The following is a 19,264-nucleotide window of genomic DNA, read 5'->3' as shown; positions in this document are numbered from 1 at the left end:
GGCAGGCCGAGCCCTCCACGGTCCGCGCACGCGTGGAACTCGTCCACGGTCAGCGTCGGATGCGCAGGGCTTGGCGGCATGGGGAAGGGCAGTCCGGCCCCGCGTACCTCGATGATCTTTGGGGTGGGGTCTCGTCGCAGCCGTGTGTCTCGTGGAGGCGGGCCCGGAGAACGTCACTCGATGAGTCGGCCTGCCGGGTCGTGTCGGCGGTTGGGTGCGAACAACAACTTTGTTCAAGAAGCAGCGCCGGGTATGCGGTCCGAAGAAGGGAGTGTCTTGTCGCATACTCGGCGCTGACCGGCAGAGTTACGCCGTCGTGGCTGCTGTCTCGGTGGCTTCGACTGCGGACTTGAAGTCAGGGTGGACCCCGATTTGTTCAAGCCACACGCTCATCGAGTTGTAGCAATTGAACCTTTCGACCTTTCCGTCACGGAGGTACCAGAGGTCCGCCGCCGGCACGTCGATCCGGTTCCCGGTCGGCGGGATCTCGCCGACCGGAGTCGGAAACCCTCCGAGATGCGTGCCCTGGATTCGCAACTCGACGGCGACGACATCACCGAACGCATGTACCTCGAGCAGCTCACGGTGTACATCGGGGAACGAGCGGGCGAGGCCCGCGATCACCTGAGGAATCTGCTCCCCGCGGAAACTCTGCGAGGTCGACATGTCGTTGAACGACCCGTCCTCGGTGAACAAGGCCAGGAAACCGTCACCGTCGAGAACGTTCCCTTCCGCGAGCCGGTAAGCCTCGCGAATGATCTTTTCGTTACTTTCCATTCCCGTTCTCCTTCAAGTTCACAACACGCTCACGATCCGCGCTTGTCTTTGATCGCCCCCGACTGTCGTAACTATAATCGTTACGACAGATTGTCGCAACCTTCACTGTTGCGACTGCGCTGTCGTAACATGGAGCGTTGCGACCGGAGGAGGGATCATGAGCGCCAACAGCAGGCTGACCATCGCCGCCCACGCGCTGGCCTGGATCGGCCTCTACCAGCGCCAGGGCCACGAGGTCGCCACCTCCGAGCAGATCGCGACCAGCGCGAACACCAACCCCGTGGTGATCAGGCGGCTGCTCGGCGAGCTGCGCAGGGCCGGGCTCGTGGAGTCCCGGCGGGGCGCGGGCGCGGGCTGGTCGCTGGCGCGCGAGCTGGAGTCGATGACCCTGCTCGACGTGTACGAGGCAGTGGAACCCGGCCCCCTGTTCGCGATGCACCGCACCACCCCGCACCAGGAGTGCGTGGTGGGTCACGGCATCCAGCCGGCATTGCAGAACATCTACGAGAACATCGAGGAGACCCTGCGACACGAACTGGCCCGCGTCACGCTCGAGAAGGTACTCGGGGACGTACTCGCGGCACCTCGCCGGCCCCTCTGATCAGCTGGGCGACCCCGTGCGAACCGTAGGGTTCGGCGTGGGTTCTGCCCACCGGGGCGGAGGGACATGAGCGTGGGGATGGAATCCCGCGCCGAACGCGTTGGATCCGTCGCCGGAAAAGACGGCGGGCGCAGGCCGAGCTCACCGCGGACCAGGCCGTGCTCGTCCAGCGGCTCTACGACGACGAGCGGGAGAAGACCGTCCAGCCACCGATGCAGGAGCGGATGCGGCAGCCTCTTCTGACGTACGTCACGAACCCGTCGTCGTCCGTGGGCGGTTCGTCATCGCGCAGCCCCGACACGATGACCAGATGGGTGCCGCCCTCGGCGTCGCCTTCTGCGGCGTCAGCCCGCCATTGCGCTCCTGCGACCACGCGGAGCCTCGGTCTGTCACCGGCCCTGTCACACGTCTGTCACCAACTACGCCGACGCCACCGGACCGCAAGACCCTGACCTACTACAACGCACACACCATGGACTGGCGTGGACGCCCCTGGACGGCCTCTGCAACCTGTGCCAGGTGGTGCCGAGGGACGGTCCCAGGATCAGGACAGGGGCGTCTTCCGGCCCGTCAAAGCGGTATTGCGGCGTTTCGATCCTGCCCTCGGTCGCGGGTTCACACCTTCGTCCGTCACGATCTGTCACACGCCCCCTGCGAGACCACACCCTGCCTCCGCCGCTGGAAGCAGGTCCGCCACGTCCGGCTTCACGTACCACTTCTTCGTCGTCGTCACGTTGGTGTGCCCGGCCCGCACGGCGAGCAGGTGATCCGGCACCCCGTTGTCGGCGAGGTACGTGAGGCAGGACGCCCGAGCATCGTACAGACGGACCCTGCGTGGGCCGTTTGCGTCCAGTGTTCTGCGGGCCCGCGTTCGGAGCTGCCGACCGTTCGGCGCGCCCCCGCGTTCGTCCACGAGCACGTACCCGCCGCCCTCGTGCCCCTCGCCCGCCGCCAGGCGTGGACAACCGCCTTCGCCCCGGTGCGGTTCCCGCGCGCCACCCGCTCGACACCGCGGAGGATCACCACGGACCCCATGTGCGCCGGCTCGCGGAACACGGGCTCCACCGATGTGCTGCGCCCCTCGGGAGTCGGCTGTAACCGTACTGACGGATCAGCTGCTCGACGCGGGCCCGGGTCTCGTCCGGGACCCGGGCCCGCCGTTGAGTGCCTTCGACACGGCCGGAACGGAGACGCCGCGGACTCGGCGATGTACGCGGCGGTCACCGGCCCGGGCCCGGCGCCGGGCTCACGGTGTTCGTCCGCCGGAGGTCTTCCCGGTCGGCCGGCCGGCACGGCCGCCTTCCCCGTCCCTCGGCTGCTGCGCCCGCCGTTCCGGCACCTTGCGTCAAGAGTGCGGTCGGAGCGCTCCGCCGACGGTCGCGGGCGGCTCGGCGACGCACTGCCTCACCGCGTCGGGAACCACGGTGACAGGCACGAGGTCCTGAGCCGGAACCGTGCCCGCCCGGAGATCTGCCGGGCGGGCACGGCGCTCAGCCGCAGGCGGTGCCGTGCAGGGTGCGGGTGCTCGACGGGAGGGTGGTGCCGGTGTGGGTGGCCGGCCTGGAAGCCGGTGTACCGACGCCCGGGGTCCCGCCGCGGCCGGAGCCGGGAGCGGCCGTGCCGGCGGATGCGGCAGCCGTGCGGGGGGCCGGGGCCGGGGTGTTGCCGCTCCGGCCATGACCCGGTGCCGTGTCGCTCACGCGCGGGTCCACTTCTGGTTGGCCTGGCCGTTGCAGGTCCACAGCACCAGCGGGGTCCCGTTGGCGGTGCCGGCCCCGTTGGCGTCGAGGCACAGTCCGGAGTGGACGTTGCGGATCGAGCCGTCGGAGCCGACGGTCCACTTCTGGTTGTTCTGGCCGTTGCAGGGCCAGGTGATGACACGGGTGCCGTTGGTGGTGCCCTGGTTGGAGGCGTCCAGGCACTTGTCGCCGTAGACGCGGATCTCGCCGCCCGCCCATGTGGTCCACAGCTGGTTGGCGGCCGTGTGGCAGTCCCACAGCAGAGTCGCGGCGCCGGCGGCCGTGGAGGCGTTGTCCACGTCCACGCAGCGGCCGGAGGCGTTGCCCCGCAGACGTGAGGTGGTGGCGGCCAGCGGGCTGCCGCCGCTCACCCGGTACGCGGCGACGCCGTGCGCGGGGACGCTCGCCGAGATCTGCCCGGACGTGCTCGACGTGGAGCCGGTCCACAGGTCGGTGAGGGTGAACGGTCCTCCGCTCAGGCCGATCTGGGCGGCCGTCGTGGTGACCGTCGCTGCGCTCTCGCCCCGGTTGAACAGCCCCACCGCGACCGAACCGTCCGCCAGGGGCTTGGCGAACACCTCGGTGTCGCCGTCATCGCGCACCCTGCGTCCGCCCGCGCCCTGGGAGTCCTGGTTCACCGCCAGCAGGCGCGGGTTGCGCAGGATCGCGCTGACGTCGGCGGACATCGTGCGGATGTCGTTGCCGGCCATCAGCGGGGCACTCATCAGCGCCCACAGGGCGAAGTGGGAGCGGGACTCGGTCAGCGACAGGCCGGGGCGGCCGACGACCAGCATGTCGGGGTCGTTCCAGTGCCCCGGGCCGGCCTGTGCGGCCAGCGGCGCATTGACGTCCAGGACGTTGCCGACGCCCATCGGGTAGCTGTTGGTGTTGCCGTTCTGCCAGATGTCGAGCAGGTCCTCGGTCGTCCGCCACAGGTCGGCGACCTCGCCCCAGTTGTACGTGGATCCCGTGATGGCGTGGAAGCTGTTGGGGTTGATGCTGTAGACGATCGGCCGACCGGTGGCGCGCAGGGCATCACGCATCAGCTTGAACCGCGCGACCTGCTCGTCACGCGTGCCGCTCGAGGAACACCAGTCGTACTTGAGGTAGTCGACCCCCCACGAGGCGAACGTGGCGGCGTCCTGGACCTCGTGGCCCCTGCTGCCCGTGGAGCCCGGGTAAGTGCCCACGGTCTGCGCGCAGGTGCGCTCGCCCGGCACCTGGTAGATGCCGAACTTCAGGCCCTTGCTGTGGATGTAGTCCCCGAGGGCCTTCATCCCGCTCGGGAACTTCGTCGGGTTGGCCCGCAGGTTGCCCTGCGCGTCACGCTGCGGGTCGAACCAGCAGTCGTCGACCACCACGTACCGGTAGCCGGCGTCCCGCATGCCCGAGGACACCATCGCGTCGGCGGCCTGGCGGACCTGGGCCTCGGTGATCCCGCACCCGAAGCTGTTCCAGCTGTTCCACCCCAGCGGTGGGGTGAGCGCCGGACTGCCCGGCGCGGCCGTGGCGGTGGACTGCGCTGAGGCCGTCACGGACGCGGCCACCGTCAGCGCGGCGGCCGTGAGGAGGCGGAACAGTCGCCCGCCTGATCGTCTGAGCACCGGGACTCCTTCGGCAGGGAGGAGAGAGGGAGGGGAGGGGAGGAGAGGAGAGGAGAGGGTTCGAAATTTCGATTGACGTTCGGAAACTTCAGACGCCCCACGGATACTAGAGAGGCGACCGGTCATGTCAACACCTCCTCAGGGAGCAGGATTTGGCGCGTGATCGGCAAAAGAACGAGGCCGAGGCGCACCGACTCCGCACCAGGCGCTTCGAACGTTTCGAAGCGACGCACGACTTGTGCGAGAAGGGTTGACGGGGTACGCCAACCTCCTATCCTCCAGAATGCTCGGCAAGTCGCACCACGTTCGATATTTCGAATGCGCCAGGGCCACTCCGACCGCTGAACTCGAGGTGAACACCTCCATGGATCTGTCATGGTCACATCAACCCCTCACTCGTCGCCGCACGCTCGCGGCCGCCACCGGCCTGGCCGCCGGCGCCCTCCTCCCCCCTGGGCCCGCCCTCGCGACCGCGGCGCAGTACACGAACCCGGTGATCTGGCAGGACTTCGCGGACCTCGACATCATCCGCGTCGGCGACACCTACTACGCCTCGGCCTCGACGATGCACTACTCGCCGGGCGCGCCCGTTCTGCGGTCGTACGACCTGGTGAACTGGGAGATCGCCGGCCATTCGGTACCCGTCCTCGACTTCGGCGCCAAGTACGACCTGAACGGCGCCCGCGGCTATGTCAGAGGAATCTGGGCATCGTCACTGGCCTACCGGCCCAGCAACAGGACCTTCTACTGGCTCGGCCAGATCGACTTCGCCCGGACGTACCTCTACACCGCCACCGCGGTGGAGGGGCCGTGGAACAGGCTGACGACGATCAGCACCCCCTACTACGACGCCGGCCTGCTCGTCGACACCGACGACACCCTCTACGTGGCGTACGGCAACACCACCATCAGCGTGGCCCAGCTCTCGCCCGACGGCCGCGACCAGGTCCGCACGCAGGAGGTGTTCAGGACGCCGTCCAGCGTCGGCACCCTGGAGGGCGCCCGGTTCTACAAGATCAACGGGCAGTACTACATCTTCCTGACCCGCCCCGCGAACGGCCAGTACATCCTCAAGTCCTCGAGCGGCCCCTTCGGCCCGTACACGATGCGGCAGGTCCTCCTCGACCTGCGCGGACCGATCCCCGGCGGCGGCGTCCCCCACCAGGGCGGGCTGGTGCGGACGCAGAGCGGCGCCTGGTACTACATGGCCTTCGTCGACGCCTACCCCGGCGGCCGCGTGCCCGCCCTGGCACCGGTCACCTGGACCGCGGACGGCTGGCCCGTCGTACAGCTCGTCAACGGCGCGTGGGGCACCACGTATCCCAGTCCGGCCGTACCCGCTCCGCCCCGCCAGGTCACCCCGATGACCGGCGTCGACACCTTCGACGGTACGACCCTGAAACCGGGATGGGAGTGGAACCACAACCCCGACAACACCAAGTGGTCGGTCGGCAACGGCCTGACGCTGCGGACCGCGACCGTCACCCACGACCTCTACTGGGCCCGCAACACCCTCACGCACCGCATCCAGGGCCCCACCTCCACCGCCACGGTCCAGCTCGACCACTCCGCGATGCGGGACGGCGACCGGGCCGGACTTGCGCTGCTGCGTGACTCCTCCGCCTGGATCGGCCTCAAGCGCGACGGCGGTACGACACGGGTGGTGATGGTCACCGGGCTGACCATGGACAGCAACTGGAACACCACCGGCACCGGCACCGAGATCGCGAGCGCGCCCGTCTCCGGCGGCCGCATCTGGCTGCGCGCGAACGCGGACATCCGCCCTGGCGCACCGCGCCCCGGGACCTTCTCCTACAGCACCGACGGCATCACGTTCACCCGTCTGGGACCCGCCTTCTCCATGGGCAACGACTGGCGGTTCTTCATGGGCTACCGGTTCGCCCTCTTCAACCACGCCACTCAGGCCCTCGGCGGCGCGGTCCGCGTCACGCGGTTCGAGGTGTCCACACCCTGAACCGGTCCATCGACCGCACCGCCCGGCCCCCGCCCCGACCAGGAGAACCATGAGCCCGCTGGAACAGCTCGGTCCTCGCCGGGCATCCGTCCCGAGCGTGCCGGCCGCGGCCGTCCCGATGAACCCGGCACCAGCAGAAGAAGAGGCAGGCTGCAACCAGTACCCGAGCCACCGGACCGGACGGCGGTCGCTGCTTCCGCTGCCGGACCTCGACCCTCCTGGCCGGCGCCCCGGACGCCCCGCGCCGCGTCCGGGAGCAGCCCGCTCGGACCGGGACCCGCCCCTCCCGGACGGTGAGGAGTCAGGCGCTGGCCCGGACGGCCAGGCGGGTGGGGAGGACCAGCGGGGTGGGGTCCTGCCCGTTGACGAGCGCGACGAGCATGCGCGCCATCTCCCGTCCGAGAGCCTCTACAGGCTGATGGACGGTGGTGAGCGGCGGATCGGCGATCTGGGCGACCGTCAGGTCGTCGAAGCCGACCACGGCGACGTCGGCGGGGACCCGTCGGCCGGCCTCCCGCACGGTGCGCAGCGCTCCCACCGCCATGTTGTCGTTGGCGGCGAACACTCCGTCCACGTCGGGGTGTTCCGCCAGCAGCGCGGCCATGGCGGCGGCTCCGCTGCGCTCCGTGAAGTCCCCCTCCAGCGGCGGGAACGGATCGAGACCGGCGCCCAGCATGGCGTCCCGGTAGCCGCGGTACCGGGCGCGCCCGGCCTCGGTGTCCAGACGCCCGCAGATCACGGCCACGCGCCTCCGGCCGAGCGAGACCAGATGCTCGGTCGCCTCGCGCGCTCCGCCGACGTTGTCCACATCCACGTACCACCGGGGAACCGAACCGACCGGGCGCCCGCCGAACACGACGGGCATCCGCGCCTCGTCGGCCATCCGGACCAGCGGATCGTCCTCGCGCAGCGCCATCAGCATCACACCGTCCGCGCCCCTGGACCGCAGGAGCTCCTCGACCCGCTTGCGGCCCCGGTCGGAAGCGGCCAGGCACAGCATCAGATGCAGGTCCGCCTCGTCCAGGGCGGCCGACGCTCCCACGATCACCCGGGCGAAGAACGGATCGGCGAAGATCGACGGATCCTCTCCGGAGACGACCAGGGCGGCCGCTCCCGTCTGACGGGTGGCCAGCGCGCGGGCGGTCGGATTGGGTACGTAACCGAGTTGCCGCACGGCCCGTTCGACAGCCTCGCGCTTGGCGCGGCTGACGTGCGGGGCGTTGTTGAGGGCGCGGGAGGCCACGGAGCGGGAAACACCGGCGCGTTCGGCCACCTCGTCGAGCGTCGGATGCCGACGCGGCGCTGCTTCTGCCATGGCTCGTGAGTCTTTCACAGGCGGGGAGCGCTCAGGGACGCATGAGATGGGAGCGCTTCCAGTGCAGTGGCCTACAGGACCTACGTCCTCTGTGAAAGTCGAATGCTGTGCCGACCATTGACAGCCCAACCACCCACCCACACGATTGGGACCGCTTCCAGTGGGAGCGCTCCCAAAGCGCACCTCCTCCGAAACCGAGGTACTGTCTTGAGCCGCAGACTCCGCACCCTGATGGCAGCGCTCTGTGCTCTGCCGCTGGCGTTCGCCGCCGCACCCTCCGCCCACGCGGCCGACCCCACCACCATGACCAACGGGTTCTACGTGGACCCCGACTCGAGCGCGAGGCGGTGGGTTGCCGCCAACCCCGGCGACGGCCGGGCCGCCGCGATCAACGCCTCCATCGCCAACACACCGATGGCCCGCTGGTTCGGCTCCTGGAGCGGCACCATCGGCACCGCAACAGGTGCCTACGTCGGAGCGGCGGACCAGCGGGACAAGCTGCCCATCCTCGTCGCCTACAACATCTACCACCGTGACTACTGCGGCGGGCACTCCGCCGGCGGAGCCGCCTCGCCGTCCGCCTACGCCAGCTGGATCTCTCAGTTCGCCGGAGGCATCGCGGCCCGCCCGGCCGTCGTCATCCTCGAACCGGACTCCCTCGGGGACTACGGCTGCATGACCCAGGCCCAGATCGACGAGCGCGAGGCCATGCTCACCGGTGCCCTCGCCGAGTTCAACCGCCAAGCCCCCAACACCTGGGTCTACATGGACGCCGGCAACCCGCGCTGGGCCGACGCGGCGACCATGGCCCGGCGCCTCCACGAAGCCGGCCTCCGACAGGCCCACGGCTTCTCGCTCAACGTCTCCAACTACATCACCACCGCCGAGAACACCGCCTACGGCAACGCCGTCAACAACGAACTGGCCGCCCGCTACGGCTACACCAAGCCGTTCGTCGTGGACACCAGCCGCAACGGCAACGGCTCCAACGGCCAGTGGTGCAACCCCTCCGGCCGCCGCATCGGCACGCCCACCCAGACGGGCGGAGGCGCCGAGATGCTCCTGTGGATCAAGACCCCGGGCGAGTCCGACGGCAACTGCGGTGTCGGAACCGGCTCCACGGCCGGCCAGTTCCTCCCCGAGGTCGCCTACAAGATGATCTACGGTTACTGATCCAGGACTCCCGCCGCCCGCACAGGCGACCGGCGGTCCGCCGGGGCGGCGGGCACTCCCCCGGCCACCTCATCGGAGAGGGGCCGACATGATCCCTCCTTTGAGGGCCCGGACGTGCGATCCGTCCATGGAGCAGTCGTCCAGTCCCAGCGGGTCGACGCGACGCATCTCGGTCAGCAGGGCTGAATGCAGGCGCGGCCGGACTCCGGCCACGGCACCGGTCACAGGGCGGGACCGCGCCGGATGCGCACCGGTTTCCTCGTTCCGCCGCCGCCCTGCCGCCGGTCTTCGTTCCGCCGGCCGCCCGCACCCGGGCGGCCGTGCCCGCGGGCCGTGCCCTGCGGGACCTTCCGGCTGCCGCGGATCACCCGGGCTCGGGGGCGTGCGGGCTCGTCGAGGGCGGTTCGGCCGGGCGTTCCCGGCCGCCGTCGTGGCCGGACGCCACCACGACGACCAGACCCACCACGACGGCCCCGGCGACCGCCCGGCCGGCCGCCCGCACCGCCCAGCCCGGCAGCGACACGCCCTCGCGCCGCCTCGGCGCGCCCAGTCGCTCGGCCCGCCGGGCGGGTCGCAGCAGGCGGGCCAGCAGCAGGACCGCGACCGGGAGTTGCAGCAGCCACAGCACGGTGCGCGGCCATTCGCCGTACCAGACGTTGGTCCCGTACAGCAGGGTGTGCCACACGCTCAGCACGTACACGACGATCACGAAACGGTGCAGGCGCCGCCAGGTGTTCGCCCCGATGCGGTGCCGGACGTAGAACAGCAGGCCGAGCGGGATCGCCAGGTACAGGGCGCCCTGGCCGATCGGGATGGCGATCCGGCCGGTACCCGAGTCGTACCAGCCGGGCACGAAGCTGTCCGCGAATCCCGCCCACAGGCGTTCGGCCCACGCCAGCCGGGCCTCGTAGCGGACGAGTTCGGCCGCGAACATCAGCGCGTGCGCGAACATCAGGGCCGTCGTGGTCAGGCTCGTGGTGCGGTGCCAGCGTTCCAGGACCTGCCGGGAGACCGGCAGCCGGGCGGGACGCGGCCCCGACAGCAGCAGACCGAGCATGACCGTGCCCCAGGCCCACAGCAGGCCCGACCAGCCGAACGCTTGGCTGAGCAGGTACATCCAGTACGTGCCGGGATCGTCCATGAACGGCATGACCGCGGTCGTCGCCGAGTCGCCCCACTCCATGCGCGCGTACAGGAACGCGAAGACGGCCGCCGTGACCACGACCGCCGCGCTCGCGTCGGGCAGCGCGGCCCGTAGGTCGGTGCGCAGGGCGACGCGATCGGCCGGACGCCTGTCACGGACGGGCGGGGCCGTGCCGTCGTCCTGCGGCGTCGTCTCTGGGAGCATCCTGGGCCTTCCGGGCGCGGGACACCGACGGGCGGTGTGCGCGGGCGGTGGGAGGAACCAGTGTGGCCGAAGTGGCCGGGAGCACCGAGGTCACATCCGGCCAGAGTTGGCTTCCGGGGCCGGCCGGCCGCCTCGGGGTTCCGACGCCCGCCCGCGAACCGCCCGAGGACCCGCCGCCGCGCCGCTCGGTGACGGCGCAGGCCGTTGACGCGGAGCGGAGCCCATGGCGACGATGGCCCGTGATGGCATGCGACGAGTCAGCCGTGGACGTGTCCGTGGAGATGACGATGCTGCAGTGGCACCACATCGACGGCGGCATGGACAACGAGGTCTCGACAGCGGCGGAGGACGGCCGCGACGACATCATCGAGATGGGCGACGCTGTTCGCGAAGCCGGCTGGAGCCAGGTGGCGGGCTGGACACCGGGTGTACCCGGATCCGGCAGATGGCCGCCGAACGACGAACGTGTCACCGTGACGTTGACCCGGAAGCAGTGGCGGTTCGTGGTCCGTGTCCTCGACTACTGGGAGGCCGTCAGTCGTCGGACTCATCCCGCTGCTGACAGGAGGTTCTGGCCGGTGCTCCGGGAGATCATCGTCGCAAGGGTGGGAGGCGAGTCGGCGTAGGGCGGTCTCCTCGCGGGTCGCGGGAACCCTTCGGGGGATGCCGCAGGTGCTGGTGGAGTCCCCTGCCCCCACCGGGGAAGACGTCCGGTGCACCCGGAGGTGCCGTAGGACGCCCTCCGCTCCGTGACGCCGTACGGGCGCCGGCCGCATCGGGACCGGGACGACCTCGGCGCTCCCGGAAAGGGGCCGCGGCACCCTCCGTCACCTGCTCCATCGCCTGGTCCAGGAGCTGAACCCCGAATCCCTGGCCCGGACACCAGGGCCGTCCGGCGGAGGAGCACGGCCCCGCTCGGGGAGGCCGGCGCGTCGGACTCCTAGGCGTGCCGGGCGTGCCGGGCCGGGCGGGCCGCGGTGGTGGCGCCGTGCAGCCGCCGGGCCGCGGCCAGCGCCAGCCCGCCGGAGAGCAGCGCGTAGACGCCGACGATCTGCGCGAGGATGATCGCGCCCACGTCCGGCCGGGCCCACAGGAGCGCCCCGGCGACGACCGAGGCGGCGCCGGCCAGGAACAGCGCCCACTCGTGGTGCAGTTCGCGGCGGAAACGCACCGCTGCCCAGATTTCCGCGACGCCGGTGGTCACGGCCCAGACGCCGACCAGGACGACCAGCGCCGGCGCGGTGATGCCCGGCCAGGCGACGGCGGTCACGCCGACCGCGACGCCCAGGGCGCCTCCGGCCGCGTGCGCCAGGCGGTGCGTCCTGTCCCCCTCCCGGTGGAAGGCGCTCACCAGCAGAGCCGCGCCGTCGACGAGTGCGTAGACGCCGAACAGCAGCGCCAGTGCCGACGCCGTCACTTCCGGCCACACCAGCGCCATCATCCCGAACGACACAGCCGCCGCCCCGCGCAGGACCAGCGTCCACCTCAGCTGCCGCCGCACACTCTCACCTTTCGTTCGACCGGACGGGTCCTCCCTCGTACCCCCGTGGGGCCGCCCGTATCGGCCGGAAACGCGCGCCCCCGGGCAGCCCGCCCCGCGCCGCGCGTCGCCGACCGGGCGGGACGGGGCCCGCTCCCCCGCCCCGCCCGGCCGGCGCGTCGCCCTCCGCCCACCGGACGGGCCGCTCGCCTCCCGCGCCCGGCAAGGCCGCTCCCCGTCCGGCGGGACCGGCGCTCCGGTCCCGGCACGGGCGGGTCCGGCCGGCCAGCCGGGCGCGGGATCGGCCGCGGGCGGACGGCGGTCATGGTCGCAAGCGGCGATTACGGGTAGCCGTGGCAGTGGACGCGGGTACGTCCGCCGGGGGCGTGCCCGGCTTCCGGCGGGAGAGTGACGTGGTGTCCTCCGGACTGGGCAGGGAAGCGGGCGGATGGCGGATGCTGTCGGGCCTGTTGGCGGACAGCCATCTGACGCCGGTGGAGCTGTTGCCGGCCAGAGCGTCCGAGAACGCCGCGGCGGCGGGTTTTCCCCGCGTGCTGATCTACCTGGCGGATCTGCAGCGGCAGGTGCTGCGGCTGCTGGCCGCGGAGGGCGCGGGCGCCGAGGAGGACGACAGGCAGCTGTCCGTCCAGGGCACCGTGGCCGGGCGGGCCTTCCAGCACGGGCAGATCCTGCCGGCCGGCCCCGCGGGGGAGGAGGGCCGTGACTGGTGGGTGCCGCTGCTGGACGGCACCGAGCGCCTGGGCGTGCTGCGGGTCAGCGCGGTCCACGACGACGAGCTCGCGCGGGAGGGCATGGAGCGGCTGGCCTCGCTGCTCGCGCTGATCCTCCACAGCAGGCGGGAGAGCAGCGACTTCCTGGCCCGGGTGGAGCGGGCCGAGCCGTTGAACGTGGCGGCGGAGATGCAGTGGCAGCTGATGCCGCCCCGGGTGTACGCCGACGGGCGGGTGGTGATCGCCGCGGCGATGGAACCGGCCTACCAGATCAGCGGGGACGCCTTCGACTACGCCACCGACGGCCCGCTGGTCCATCTGTCGGTCTTCGACGCGATGGGACACGACACCGCCGCCGGCCTGTCCGCCAACCTGGCCGTCGGCGCCTGCCGCAACGCCCGCCGGCATGGAGGCGACCTGGTCGCCTGCGGGGAGGCGGCGGAAGCGGCACTGATCGAGCAGTACGGCCAGCGGCGCTACGTCACCGGCATCCTGGCCACGCTGGACACCCGGGACGGGACGCTGTCGTGGGTCAACCGCGGCCACCACCCGCCGGTGATCATCCGGGGCAACCGGTGGACCACCCATCTGCGGTGCCCGCCCGCCCATCCGATGGGCACCGATCTGGGCCTGGACAGCCACCTGTGCCGCGAACAGCTGCAGCCCGGCGACCGCGTCGTGTTCTACACCGACGGCATCACCGAAGCCGGCGGCACGGGAGACGCCCAGTTCGGCCTCGAGCACTTCACCGACTTCCTCATCCGGCACCACGCCGACGGCCTGTCCGTCCCCGAGACCCTGCGCCGGGTGATCCGCGCGGTGCTGGAGCACCACGACGGCCGGCTCCAGGACGACGCCACCGTGCTGTTCTGCCAATGGCTCGGCCCCCGCCCCGATCCCACCGAGGAGGCGGCCGACCTGGGCGGGGTGCCCGAGCCCGGCCGCCCCGCACCGGCCGGCGCCGGCGGGAGGACCCCATGACGAGCAACGGCCTGCACCTGGACGTCGTCGAAACCCGCGGCCCGCTCGCCGTCGCCGCCGCGCGCGGGGAGATGGACCTGCACACCGTCGCCGGTTTCCACCCGCAAGCCGTCGCCCTGATCGACGACCACCCCTACGTGATCCTGGACCTGTCGGGCGTCACCTTCTGCGACTCCTCCGGACTCAACACCCTGCTGCGGCTGCGCCGCCACGCCGACGAGAACGGCGGCCGCCTCACCCTGGCCGCCCCCGCCGGCCGGATCATGCGCATGCTGCGCCTGACCGGTGCCGACACCGTCTTCCCGCTGTACGCCAGCGTCACCGAGGCCAAGGCGGCCCAGCCCCCGGACATCCGCTGACCGACGGGACCGGGCGGAGCGGAGCACCGGCACGTGCCGCTCCGCCCGGTCCCGTCGGTGCCCGGTGCCTATACGACGCCTGTGACGCCGAGGCCCGTCAGGGCGCCGACCGGGTCGGGGTCGGGGGTGCCCCGGGGCCACCAGTCGTCGCGGCCGGGCTCCGACTCGTAGACGTACCACAGGCCGTCGCGGCCCAGCCGGAGCTGGAGGTGGCCCTGGGGGTGGGTGAGGCGGTTGCGCCAGGGACGGAAGGCGGGCAGGCCGGCGGCGAGGAGGAGGGGCCGGGCGCGGTCGAAGCGGCCGGCCGGCGGGTCCCACGGTTCCTCGAGGACGGCGAGTCCCTCAGGGCCGCCCTGCCGCCAGGCGGCGACCGCGCGGGCCAGTTCGGCCGGGGTGCGGCCGGCGGCGGAGGCGAGGGAGGAGTACAGCGCCCGGGTGGCGGCGGTGAGTCCGGAGCCGGGGCGGGCCGCGGCGAGCCGGACGGCGTCCTGCCACAGCGTGAGCCCGCCGGCCGGGTCGCGGCCGGTGGTGAGCAGGGCGTGGGCGCGGGCGGCGGCGTCGGTGGCGAGCTGGTCGAGGGCCAGGGGATCCGGGCCGCCGGGGGCGGCCGGGTAGGCCGGGGGCTGCTCGGGGTGCGCGGGTGCGGGCAGCGGCGGCGGGAGGGGCGGAAGCGCGCGGGCGGCCAGGGCGTCGCCGGCCCGTACGCCGGGGAGCGGCTCGGGTTCCTTGTCCCGCGCGGCGCGGGCCGCGCGGGCGGCGCTCAGCCGGGACAGGGCGTCCAGCAGGTCGCGTTCGCCGCGGCCGCGCAGCAGGAGCAGCACGAACGGGTCGGCGTCGAGCAGGCGCGCGGTCTGGTAGCAGAGGGCGGCGGCGTGCTTGCAGGGGTGGCCCGGGTCGGGGCAGCTGCAGCGGGGGACGAGGTCGCCGGGGCCGGGCAGCAGGGGGACGCCGCAGTCGGCGAGGGACTGGGGCAGTTCCCCGTCGAGGAGGGCGGCGATGTGCCCGGGCCGTTCGGCGGCGGCGTCCAGGAACCGCTCCCAGCCGGCGTCGTCGAGCGTGCGCAGCCGCACCTGCACGCGGTACGGGCGCGGGCGGCTGCCGCGGACGTACGCGAGGACCAGCCCGGGCGTCACGGTGATGGCGTCGACGTGCCCCTGCTCGGCGTAACCGCGTCCCCGCGCCAGCCGCCCGGGGTCCAGGGCGCCCTCCTCCAGCGCGGTCACCCACGCGTTCCCCCACCACGTCCCGGCGAAGCCCTGCCCGGCCGACGCCCGGGGCGGGAAGGCCGGGAAGGTCCTGCGCAGCTCGCCGTCCCGCCCGGGGGCGGCCATGGAGGAGGGGACGCGCGCAGGCGTGGACGGGGCGGCGGGGGCGTCGGCGGACGGGGGTGCCGCGGGGGACCGGTGGGGGCGTGCCGGGTGGGCCCGGTCGGGGTGGTGCGGGGTGACGCGGCCGTCGCGGGGCAGGGCGGTGCCGGGGTCGTGGGTCGCCGTGCGGTGCCGGTCACGCGTGTCCGGGGCGCTCCGGTCCGGGGCCGCGTCGTCGGAGGATGCCCGGAAGGTGCCGGCGAGCAGTTCCCGCAGATCACGGGCGCGGCTCTCGGCATCCTGGACCCGCGGGGCGGCCGGGGCGGGACGGGCCGGGCGGCGCCCGGCCCCGGCGGCCCGGTCCCCGTCGTCGGCCCGGTCCCCGTCGTCGGTCCGGTCACTGTCGTCGGCCCGGTCCCCGTCGTCGGTCCGGTCCCGCCGGGCCGCGCGGCGGCCCGCCCGCAGTGCCTCCCGCGCCGCGTCCCCGGGGCGGGCGCCCGGTGTTCCGGCCGTGGCCGGCCGGGGCCGGGAGGCGGGGTCCGTCACGTCGTCGGCGCGGGCCACGTCCGCGGAGGCACGGGGGGTGTCCCCCGCGGTGCCGCCGGTTCCCCCGGAGGCGTCGGCGGCCGTGTCCCGGGCCGCGTCGGCGTCGCCCCCGGCCGAGGCGCGCCCGGCGGACACCGCGCGCCGCAGGGCCGCGCGGGCGGCGTCACCAGGGCGGGGCCCGGGGCGTCCGGGCGCGGCGGGTCCTCCCGGGGCCGCGGGCGTCTGCGGGACCCGGCCGTCGCGTGCGGCCGTCCCGGGGGCCGGCTCACCGCCACCGTACGCACGGCCGCCGGGTGCCCGCTCCCGGTCCGGGGCCGCCCGCGACACCCGCTCCCGGTCCCCGGCCACCGCCGGCGCCCGTCCCCCGTCCCCGGGCATTCCCGGCGTCCGCTCCCGGTCTTCGGGGGACGCCTCCGACGCCGCCTCCCGGCGTGCGCGTGCCTCCCGCAGGGCGCGGCGGGCCTCGTCGGCGGGGCGGGGGGTCATGACGTGCTCCGCAGGGAGACCAGATCGGACAGTTCGCGGTCGGTCAGTTCGGTGAGGGCCGACTCGCCGGAGCCGAGGACCGCGTCGGCCAGGGCGCGCTTGGACTGGAGCATCTCGGCGATGCGGTCCTCGACGGTGCCCTCGGCGATCAGGCGGTGGACCTGCACCGGCTGGGTCTGGCCGATGCGGTGGGCGCGGTCGGTGGCCTGTTCCTCGACGGCCGGGTTCCACCAGCGGTCGAAGTGGACGACGTGGCCCGCGCGGGTGAGGTTGAGGCCGGTGCCGGCGGCCTTGAGGGACAGCACCAGGACGGGGGTCGCGCCGCTCTGGAAGCGGTCCACCATGCGTTCGCGCTCCGGCACCGGCGTGCCGCCGTGCAGCAGGTCCACCGGGACGGCGCGGGTGGCCAGATGGGAGGTGATCAGGCGGGCCATCCCGACGTACTGCGTGAAGACGAGCGCCGAGCCGTCCTCCGTGAGCAGCGTGTCCAGCAGTTCGTCCAGCAGGGCGAGTTTCCCGGAGCGGGCGGCGAGCCGGTCGCCTCCCCGGCGGTGGTCCTCCTTGAGGTACAGCGCCGGGTGGTCGCAGATCTGCTTCAGCGAGGTCAGCAGCTTCAGCACCAGGCCGCGGCGGGCCATGCCCCGTGAGGCCTCGATGGCGAGCATCGACTCGCGCACCACCGCCTCGTACAGCGCGGCCTGTTCCCGGGTGAGCGGCACCGGGTGGTCCGTCTCCGTCTTGGGCGGCAGTTCGGGGACGATGCCGGGGTCGGACTTCCTGCGGCGCAGCAGGAACGGGCGGACCAGGCGGGCCAGGCGCCGCACCGCCTCCTCGTCCTCGCCGGTCTCCGCCGCGCGCGCGTGCCGGGCGCGGAAGGACTTCAGGGGGCCGAGGAGGCCCGGTGTCGTCCAGTCGAGCAGGGCCCACAGCTCCGAGAGGTTGTTCTCCACCGGCGTGCCGGTGAGCGCGACGCGCGCGGGGGACGGGATCGTGCGCAGCGCCTTCGCCGTGGCCGAGTACGGGTTCTTCACGTGCTGCGCCTCGTCGGCGACGACCAGGCCCCACCGCTGCCCGGCCAGCGCCGGCGCCGCCGACCGCATGGTGCCGTACGTGGTGAGGACGAAGCCGCCGGTCAGGTCGCCCAGGGCGCGGTCCGGGCCGTGGAAGCGGCGGACGGGGACGCCGGGCGCGAACCGGGCGATCTCCCGCTGCCAGTTGCCCAGCAGCGAGGCCGGGCAGACCACCAGGGTCGGCTCGCTGCGGGCCCGTTTCAGGTGCAGGGCGATGACGGTGATCGTCTTGCCGAGGCCCATGTCGTCGGCGAGGCAGCCGCCGAGGCCGAGGGAGGTCATGAGGTCGAGCCAGGCGAGGCCGCGCAGCTGGTAGTCGCGGAGCGTGGCGTGCAGGCCGGGCGGCGGCTCGGCCGGCCGTACCCCGGCGGTGAGCCGGTCGCGCAGGGCGGCGAGCGCGCCGGCCGGCACCGCCTGGACCGTCTCGCCGTCGACCTCGGCGCTGCCGGTGAGCGCGACGGACAGCGCGTCGACCGGGTCGAGCAGGCCGAGTTCGCGCTTGCGGGCCTTGCGGACGAGGGCGGGATCGACCGGCACCCAGCGGTCCCGGAGCCGTACGACCGGGCGGTGGGCCTCGGCGAGCGCGTCCATCTCGGCGTCGGTGAGCGGGTCGCCGCCGAGCGCCAGCTGCCAGTGGAAGCGGAGCAGCTCCCCGCTGTCCAGGAAGCCGGTGCCGTCGGTCGCCGAGCCGGGCGCGGGCCGCACGACCGCGGTCGCGGTGAGGTCCCGTGCCAGGTCCCGGGGCCAGTGCACGGCGACGCCGGCCGCGGCGAGCCGGGCGGCGGCGACGCCGAGCAGATCGCCGAGCTCGGCCTCGGACAGCGCCAAGGCGTCCGGCGCGTCCTGCTCGGCGAGCCGCTCCAGCGGCGGCCAGATCCGGGCCGCGCGCCGCACCGCGAGGGCCGCGTCCACGCGTGCGCGGGGGCCGAAGGCCGCGTCCGCCTCCCCCGCCCACAGGGCCGCCGCGTCGGCGACGAGGGTGGGGTCGGCGAGGCTGTGCACCTGCACGATCGCCGCGCCCGCGCTGCGGACGCCGCTGCCGTCGCCGTCGAAGACGTCGTACGCCGACAGGTCCAGGCGCAGCGAGATCCGCACGCCCGCGTCCATGCCGGCGGCGACCTCCGCGGCCCAGTCGCGGGCGTCCGGCAGGTGCTGCGGTCCGGGGGCCGCGAAGGGCCTGCCCGCCGCGTACGGCGCGGCCGGGGTGCGGGGCAGGGTGTCGGCGACCGCGTCCAGGAAGGAGCGCATCAGCGCCTCCGGTTCCGGCAGCCGGAGCGGGCCCGCGCCGGGCAGCGGGACCGCGTGGCCCTCGGGCGGCAGGGCGGCGGCCACCGCCCGCAGGTGCGCCACGTCGTCCGGGTCCAGGGGGCCGGCGCGCCAGGCGTCGTACCCGTCGGCCGTCAGGCCGGGCAGCAGCCGTCCGCGCGCGGCGAGCCGCAGGGCGTGCAGGGCGGCCGCGCCCCAGCAGGCGGTGGCGGGGTGGGCGGCCGGGTCGTGCCGGGCGCGCACCAGCAGGGGCAGCGCCTCGCCGAGCGGGAGCGTGAGCGCCGGGGTCGTCCTGCGCCGCGCTCCGGTGCCGTGCCGTCGTGCGACGGTGAGCTGTGTGTCCTCGGCGGGCAGCTCACCGCCCTCGGGGTCCCAGAAGGCGATCCGGCCCTCGCGCGGGAGGGGCGCGGGCAGGAAGACGGCCGCGAGCCGGACCGGAACGGCCGGCCCGGACTCCCCCGCCCCCCTCACGCGCTCGTCCACCGCGGCCGTGCCGCTCATACGCC

At 73.5% G+C, this 19,264-nt stretch carries 15 protein-coding genes; 6 read left to right on the top strand and 9 right to left on the bottom strand.

What is annotated here, in order from left to right:
* Positions 1 to 306 precede the first annotated feature (306 nt).
* Positions 307 to 777, bottom strand: coding sequence for a nuclear transport factor 2 family protein (locus tag ABD363_RS18685; RefSeq protein WP_344604932.1), 471 nt, complete (start codon positions 775 to 777; stop codon positions 307 to 309).
* 157 nt (positions 778 to 934) lie between these two features.
* Between ABD363_RS18685 and ABD363_RS18680 the strand changes: the two genes are divergently transcribed.
* Entirely contained in the window at positions 935 to 1,378 is a 444-nt protein-coding gene (locus ABD363_RS18680) for an Rrf2 family transcriptional regulator (RefSeq protein WP_344604930.1), read from the top strand.
* Between the two features lie 175 nt (positions 1,379 to 1,553).
* Here the strand turns inward: ABD363_RS18680 and ABD363_RS18675 are convergent, their stop codons facing one another.
* The 3 genes from ABD363_RS18675 to ABD363_RS18665 all read right to left on the bottom strand — a co-directional run bounded on the left by ABD363_RS18675 (position 1,554) and on the right by ABD363_RS18665 (position 4,721).
* On the bottom strand, positions 1,554 to 1,751 hold the full coding sequence (locus ABD363_RS18675) for a hypothetical protein (RefSeq protein WP_344604928.1): 198 nt from the start codon (positions 1,749 to 1,751) through the stop codon (positions 1,554 to 1,556).
* A gap of 267 nt (positions 1,752 to 2,018) precedes the next feature.
* Complete coding sequence (locus ABD363_RS18670) at positions 2,019 to 2,333, bottom strand: tyrosine-type recombinase/integrase (protein ID WP_344604969.1); 315 nt, start codon at positions 2,331 to 2,333, stop codon at positions 2,019 to 2,021.
* Positions 2,334 to 3,074: 741 nt separating this feature from the next.
* Positions 3,075 to 4,721, bottom strand: coding sequence for a glycoside hydrolase family 27 protein (locus tag ABD363_RS18665; RefSeq protein WP_344604926.1), 1,647 nt, complete (start codon positions 4,719 to 4,721; stop codon positions 3,075 to 3,077).
* Positions 4,722 to 5,085: 364 nt separating this feature from the next.
* Here ABD363_RS18665 and ABD363_RS18660 point away from each other — a divergent pair, with 364 nt between their 5' ends.
* Positions 5,086 to 6,696, top strand: coding sequence for a glycoside hydrolase family 43 protein (locus ABD363_RS18660; RefSeq protein ID WP_344604924.1), 1,611 nt, complete (start codon positions 5,086 to 5,088; stop codon positions 6,694 to 6,696).
* Positions 6,697 to 6,997: 301 nt separating this feature from the next.
* Here ABD363_RS18660 and ABD363_RS18655 read toward each other — a convergent pair whose 3' ends face one another.
* The gene (locus ABD363_RS18655; protein WP_344604922.1) at positions 6,998 to 8,011 is read right to left on the bottom strand and encodes a LacI family DNA-binding transcriptional regulator; all 1,014 of its coding nucleotides are present in this window, start codon (positions 8,009 to 8,011) and stop codon (positions 6,998 to 7,000) included.
* A gap of 207 nt (positions 8,012 to 8,218) precedes the next feature.
* Here ABD363_RS18655 and ABD363_RS18650 point away from each other — a divergent pair, with 207 nt between their 5' ends.
* The gene (locus ABD363_RS18650; protein ID WP_344604920.1) at positions 8,219 to 9,184 is read left to right on the top strand and encodes a glycoside hydrolase family 6 protein; all 966 of its coding nucleotides are present in this window, start codon (positions 8,219 to 8,221) and stop codon (positions 9,182 to 9,184) included.
* Between the two features lie 364 nt (positions 9,185 to 9,548).
* On the opposite strand, the gene ABD363_RS18640 is transcribed toward ABD363_RS18650, so the two are convergent.
* A complete protein-coding gene (locus tag ABD363_RS18640; RefSeq protein ID WP_344604918.1) occupies positions 9,549 to 10,532 on the bottom strand; it encodes a ferric reductase-like transmembrane domain-containing protein in 984 nt (327 codons plus the stop codon).
* 242 nt (positions 10,533 to 10,774) lie between these two features.
* Here ABD363_RS18640 and ABD363_RS18635 point away from each other — a divergent pair, with 242 nt between their 5' ends.
* Positions 10,775 to 11,158, top strand: a complete 384-nt coding sequence (locus ABD363_RS18635) for a hypothetical protein (RefSeq protein ID WP_344604916.1) — start codon at positions 10,775 to 10,777, stop codon at positions 11,156 to 11,158.
* Between the two features lie 314 nt (positions 11,159 to 11,472).
* Here the strand turns inward: ABD363_RS18635 and ABD363_RS18630 are convergent, their stop codons facing one another.
* The gene (locus tag ABD363_RS18630) at positions 11,473 to 12,033 is read right to left on the bottom strand and encodes an HdeD family acid-resistance protein (RefSeq protein WP_344604914.1); all 561 of its coding nucleotides are present in this window, start codon (positions 12,031 to 12,033) and stop codon (positions 11,473 to 11,475) included.
* 395 nt (positions 12,034 to 12,428) lie between these two features.
* Here ABD363_RS18630 and ABD363_RS18625 point away from each other — a divergent pair, with 395 nt between their 5' ends.
* Together ABD363_RS18625 and ABD363_RS18620 are read left to right on the top strand one after the other, a co-directional pair.
* The gene (locus ABD363_RS18625) at positions 12,429 to 13,724 is read left to right on the top strand and encodes a PP2C family protein-serine/threonine phosphatase (RefSeq protein WP_344604912.1); all 1,296 of its coding nucleotides are present in this window, start codon (positions 12,429 to 12,431) and stop codon (positions 13,722 to 13,724) included.
* Positions 13,721 to 14,083, top strand: a complete 363-nt coding sequence (locus ABD363_RS18620) for an STAS domain-containing protein (protein ID WP_344604910.1) — start codon at positions 13,721 to 13,723, stop codon at positions 14,081 to 14,083. The genes ABD363_RS18625 and ABD363_RS18620 overlap by 4 nt, the downstream gene beginning before the upstream one ends.
* Before the next feature lie 68 nt (positions 14,084 to 14,151).
* Here ABD363_RS18620 and ABD363_RS18615 read toward each other — a convergent pair whose 3' ends face one another.
* Both ABD363_RS18615 and ABD363_RS18610 read right to left on the bottom strand, forming a co-directional pair.
* Complete coding sequence (locus ABD363_RS18615; RefSeq protein WP_344604908.1) at positions 14,152 to 16,422, bottom strand: SWIM zinc finger family protein; 2,271 nt, start codon at positions 16,420 to 16,422, stop codon at positions 14,152 to 14,154.
* Positions 16,419 to 19,259, bottom strand: a complete 2,841-nt coding sequence (locus ABD363_RS18610) for a DEAD/DEAH box helicase (RefSeq protein WP_344604906.1) — start codon at positions 19,257 to 19,259, stop codon at positions 16,419 to 16,421. The genes ABD363_RS18615 and ABD363_RS18610 overlap by 4 nt, the downstream gene beginning before the upstream one ends.
* Between the last annotated feature and the right edge of the window lie 5 nt (positions 19,260 to 19,264).

It is taken from the genome of Streptomyces glaucus (genome assembly GCF_039533365.1).
GTDB lineage: Bacteria > Actinomycetota > Actinomycetes > Streptomycetales > Streptomycetaceae > Streptomyces > Streptomyces glaucus.
The sequence above is the reverse complement of the archived record's forward strand: the minus strand, read 5'-3'. Positions and strand labels throughout refer to the sequence as shown.

Coding starts and splice junctions, on each gene's coding strand:
- ABD363_RS18615 (WP_344604908.1), bottom strand. CDS start 16,422: ATGACCCCCCGCCCCGCCGACGAGGCCCGCCGCGCCCTGCGGGAGGCA.
- ABD363_RS18610 (WP_344604906.1), bottom strand. CDS start 19,259: ATGAGCGGCACGGCCGCGGTGGACGAGCGCGTGAGGGGGGCGGGGGAG.
- ABD363_RS18680 (WP_344604930.1), top strand. CDS start 935: ATGAGCGCCAACAGCAGGCTGACCATCGCCGCCCACGCGCTGGCCTGG.
- ABD363_RS18635 (WP_344604916.1), top strand. CDS start 10,775: ATGGCATGCGACGAGTCAGCCGTGGACGTGTCCGTGGAGATGACGATG.
- ABD363_RS18620 (WP_344604910.1), top strand. CDS start 13,721: ATGACGAGCAACGGCCTGCACCTGGACGTCGTCGAAACCCGCGGCCCG.
- ABD363_RS18685 (WP_344604932.1), bottom strand. CDS start 777: ATGGAAAGTAACGAAAAGATCATTCGCGAGGCTTACCGGCTCGCGGAA.
- ABD363_RS18655 (WP_344604922.1), bottom strand. CDS start 8,011: ATGGCAGAAGCAGCGCCGCGTCGGCATCCGACGCTCGACGAGGTGGCC.
- ABD363_RS18660 (WP_344604924.1), top strand. CDS start 5,086: ATGGATCTGTCATGGTCACATCAACCCCTCACTCGTCGCCGCACGCTC.
- ABD363_RS18640 (WP_344604918.1), bottom strand. CDS start 10,532: ATGCTCCCAGAGACGACGCCGCAGGACGACGGCACGGCCCCGCCCGTC.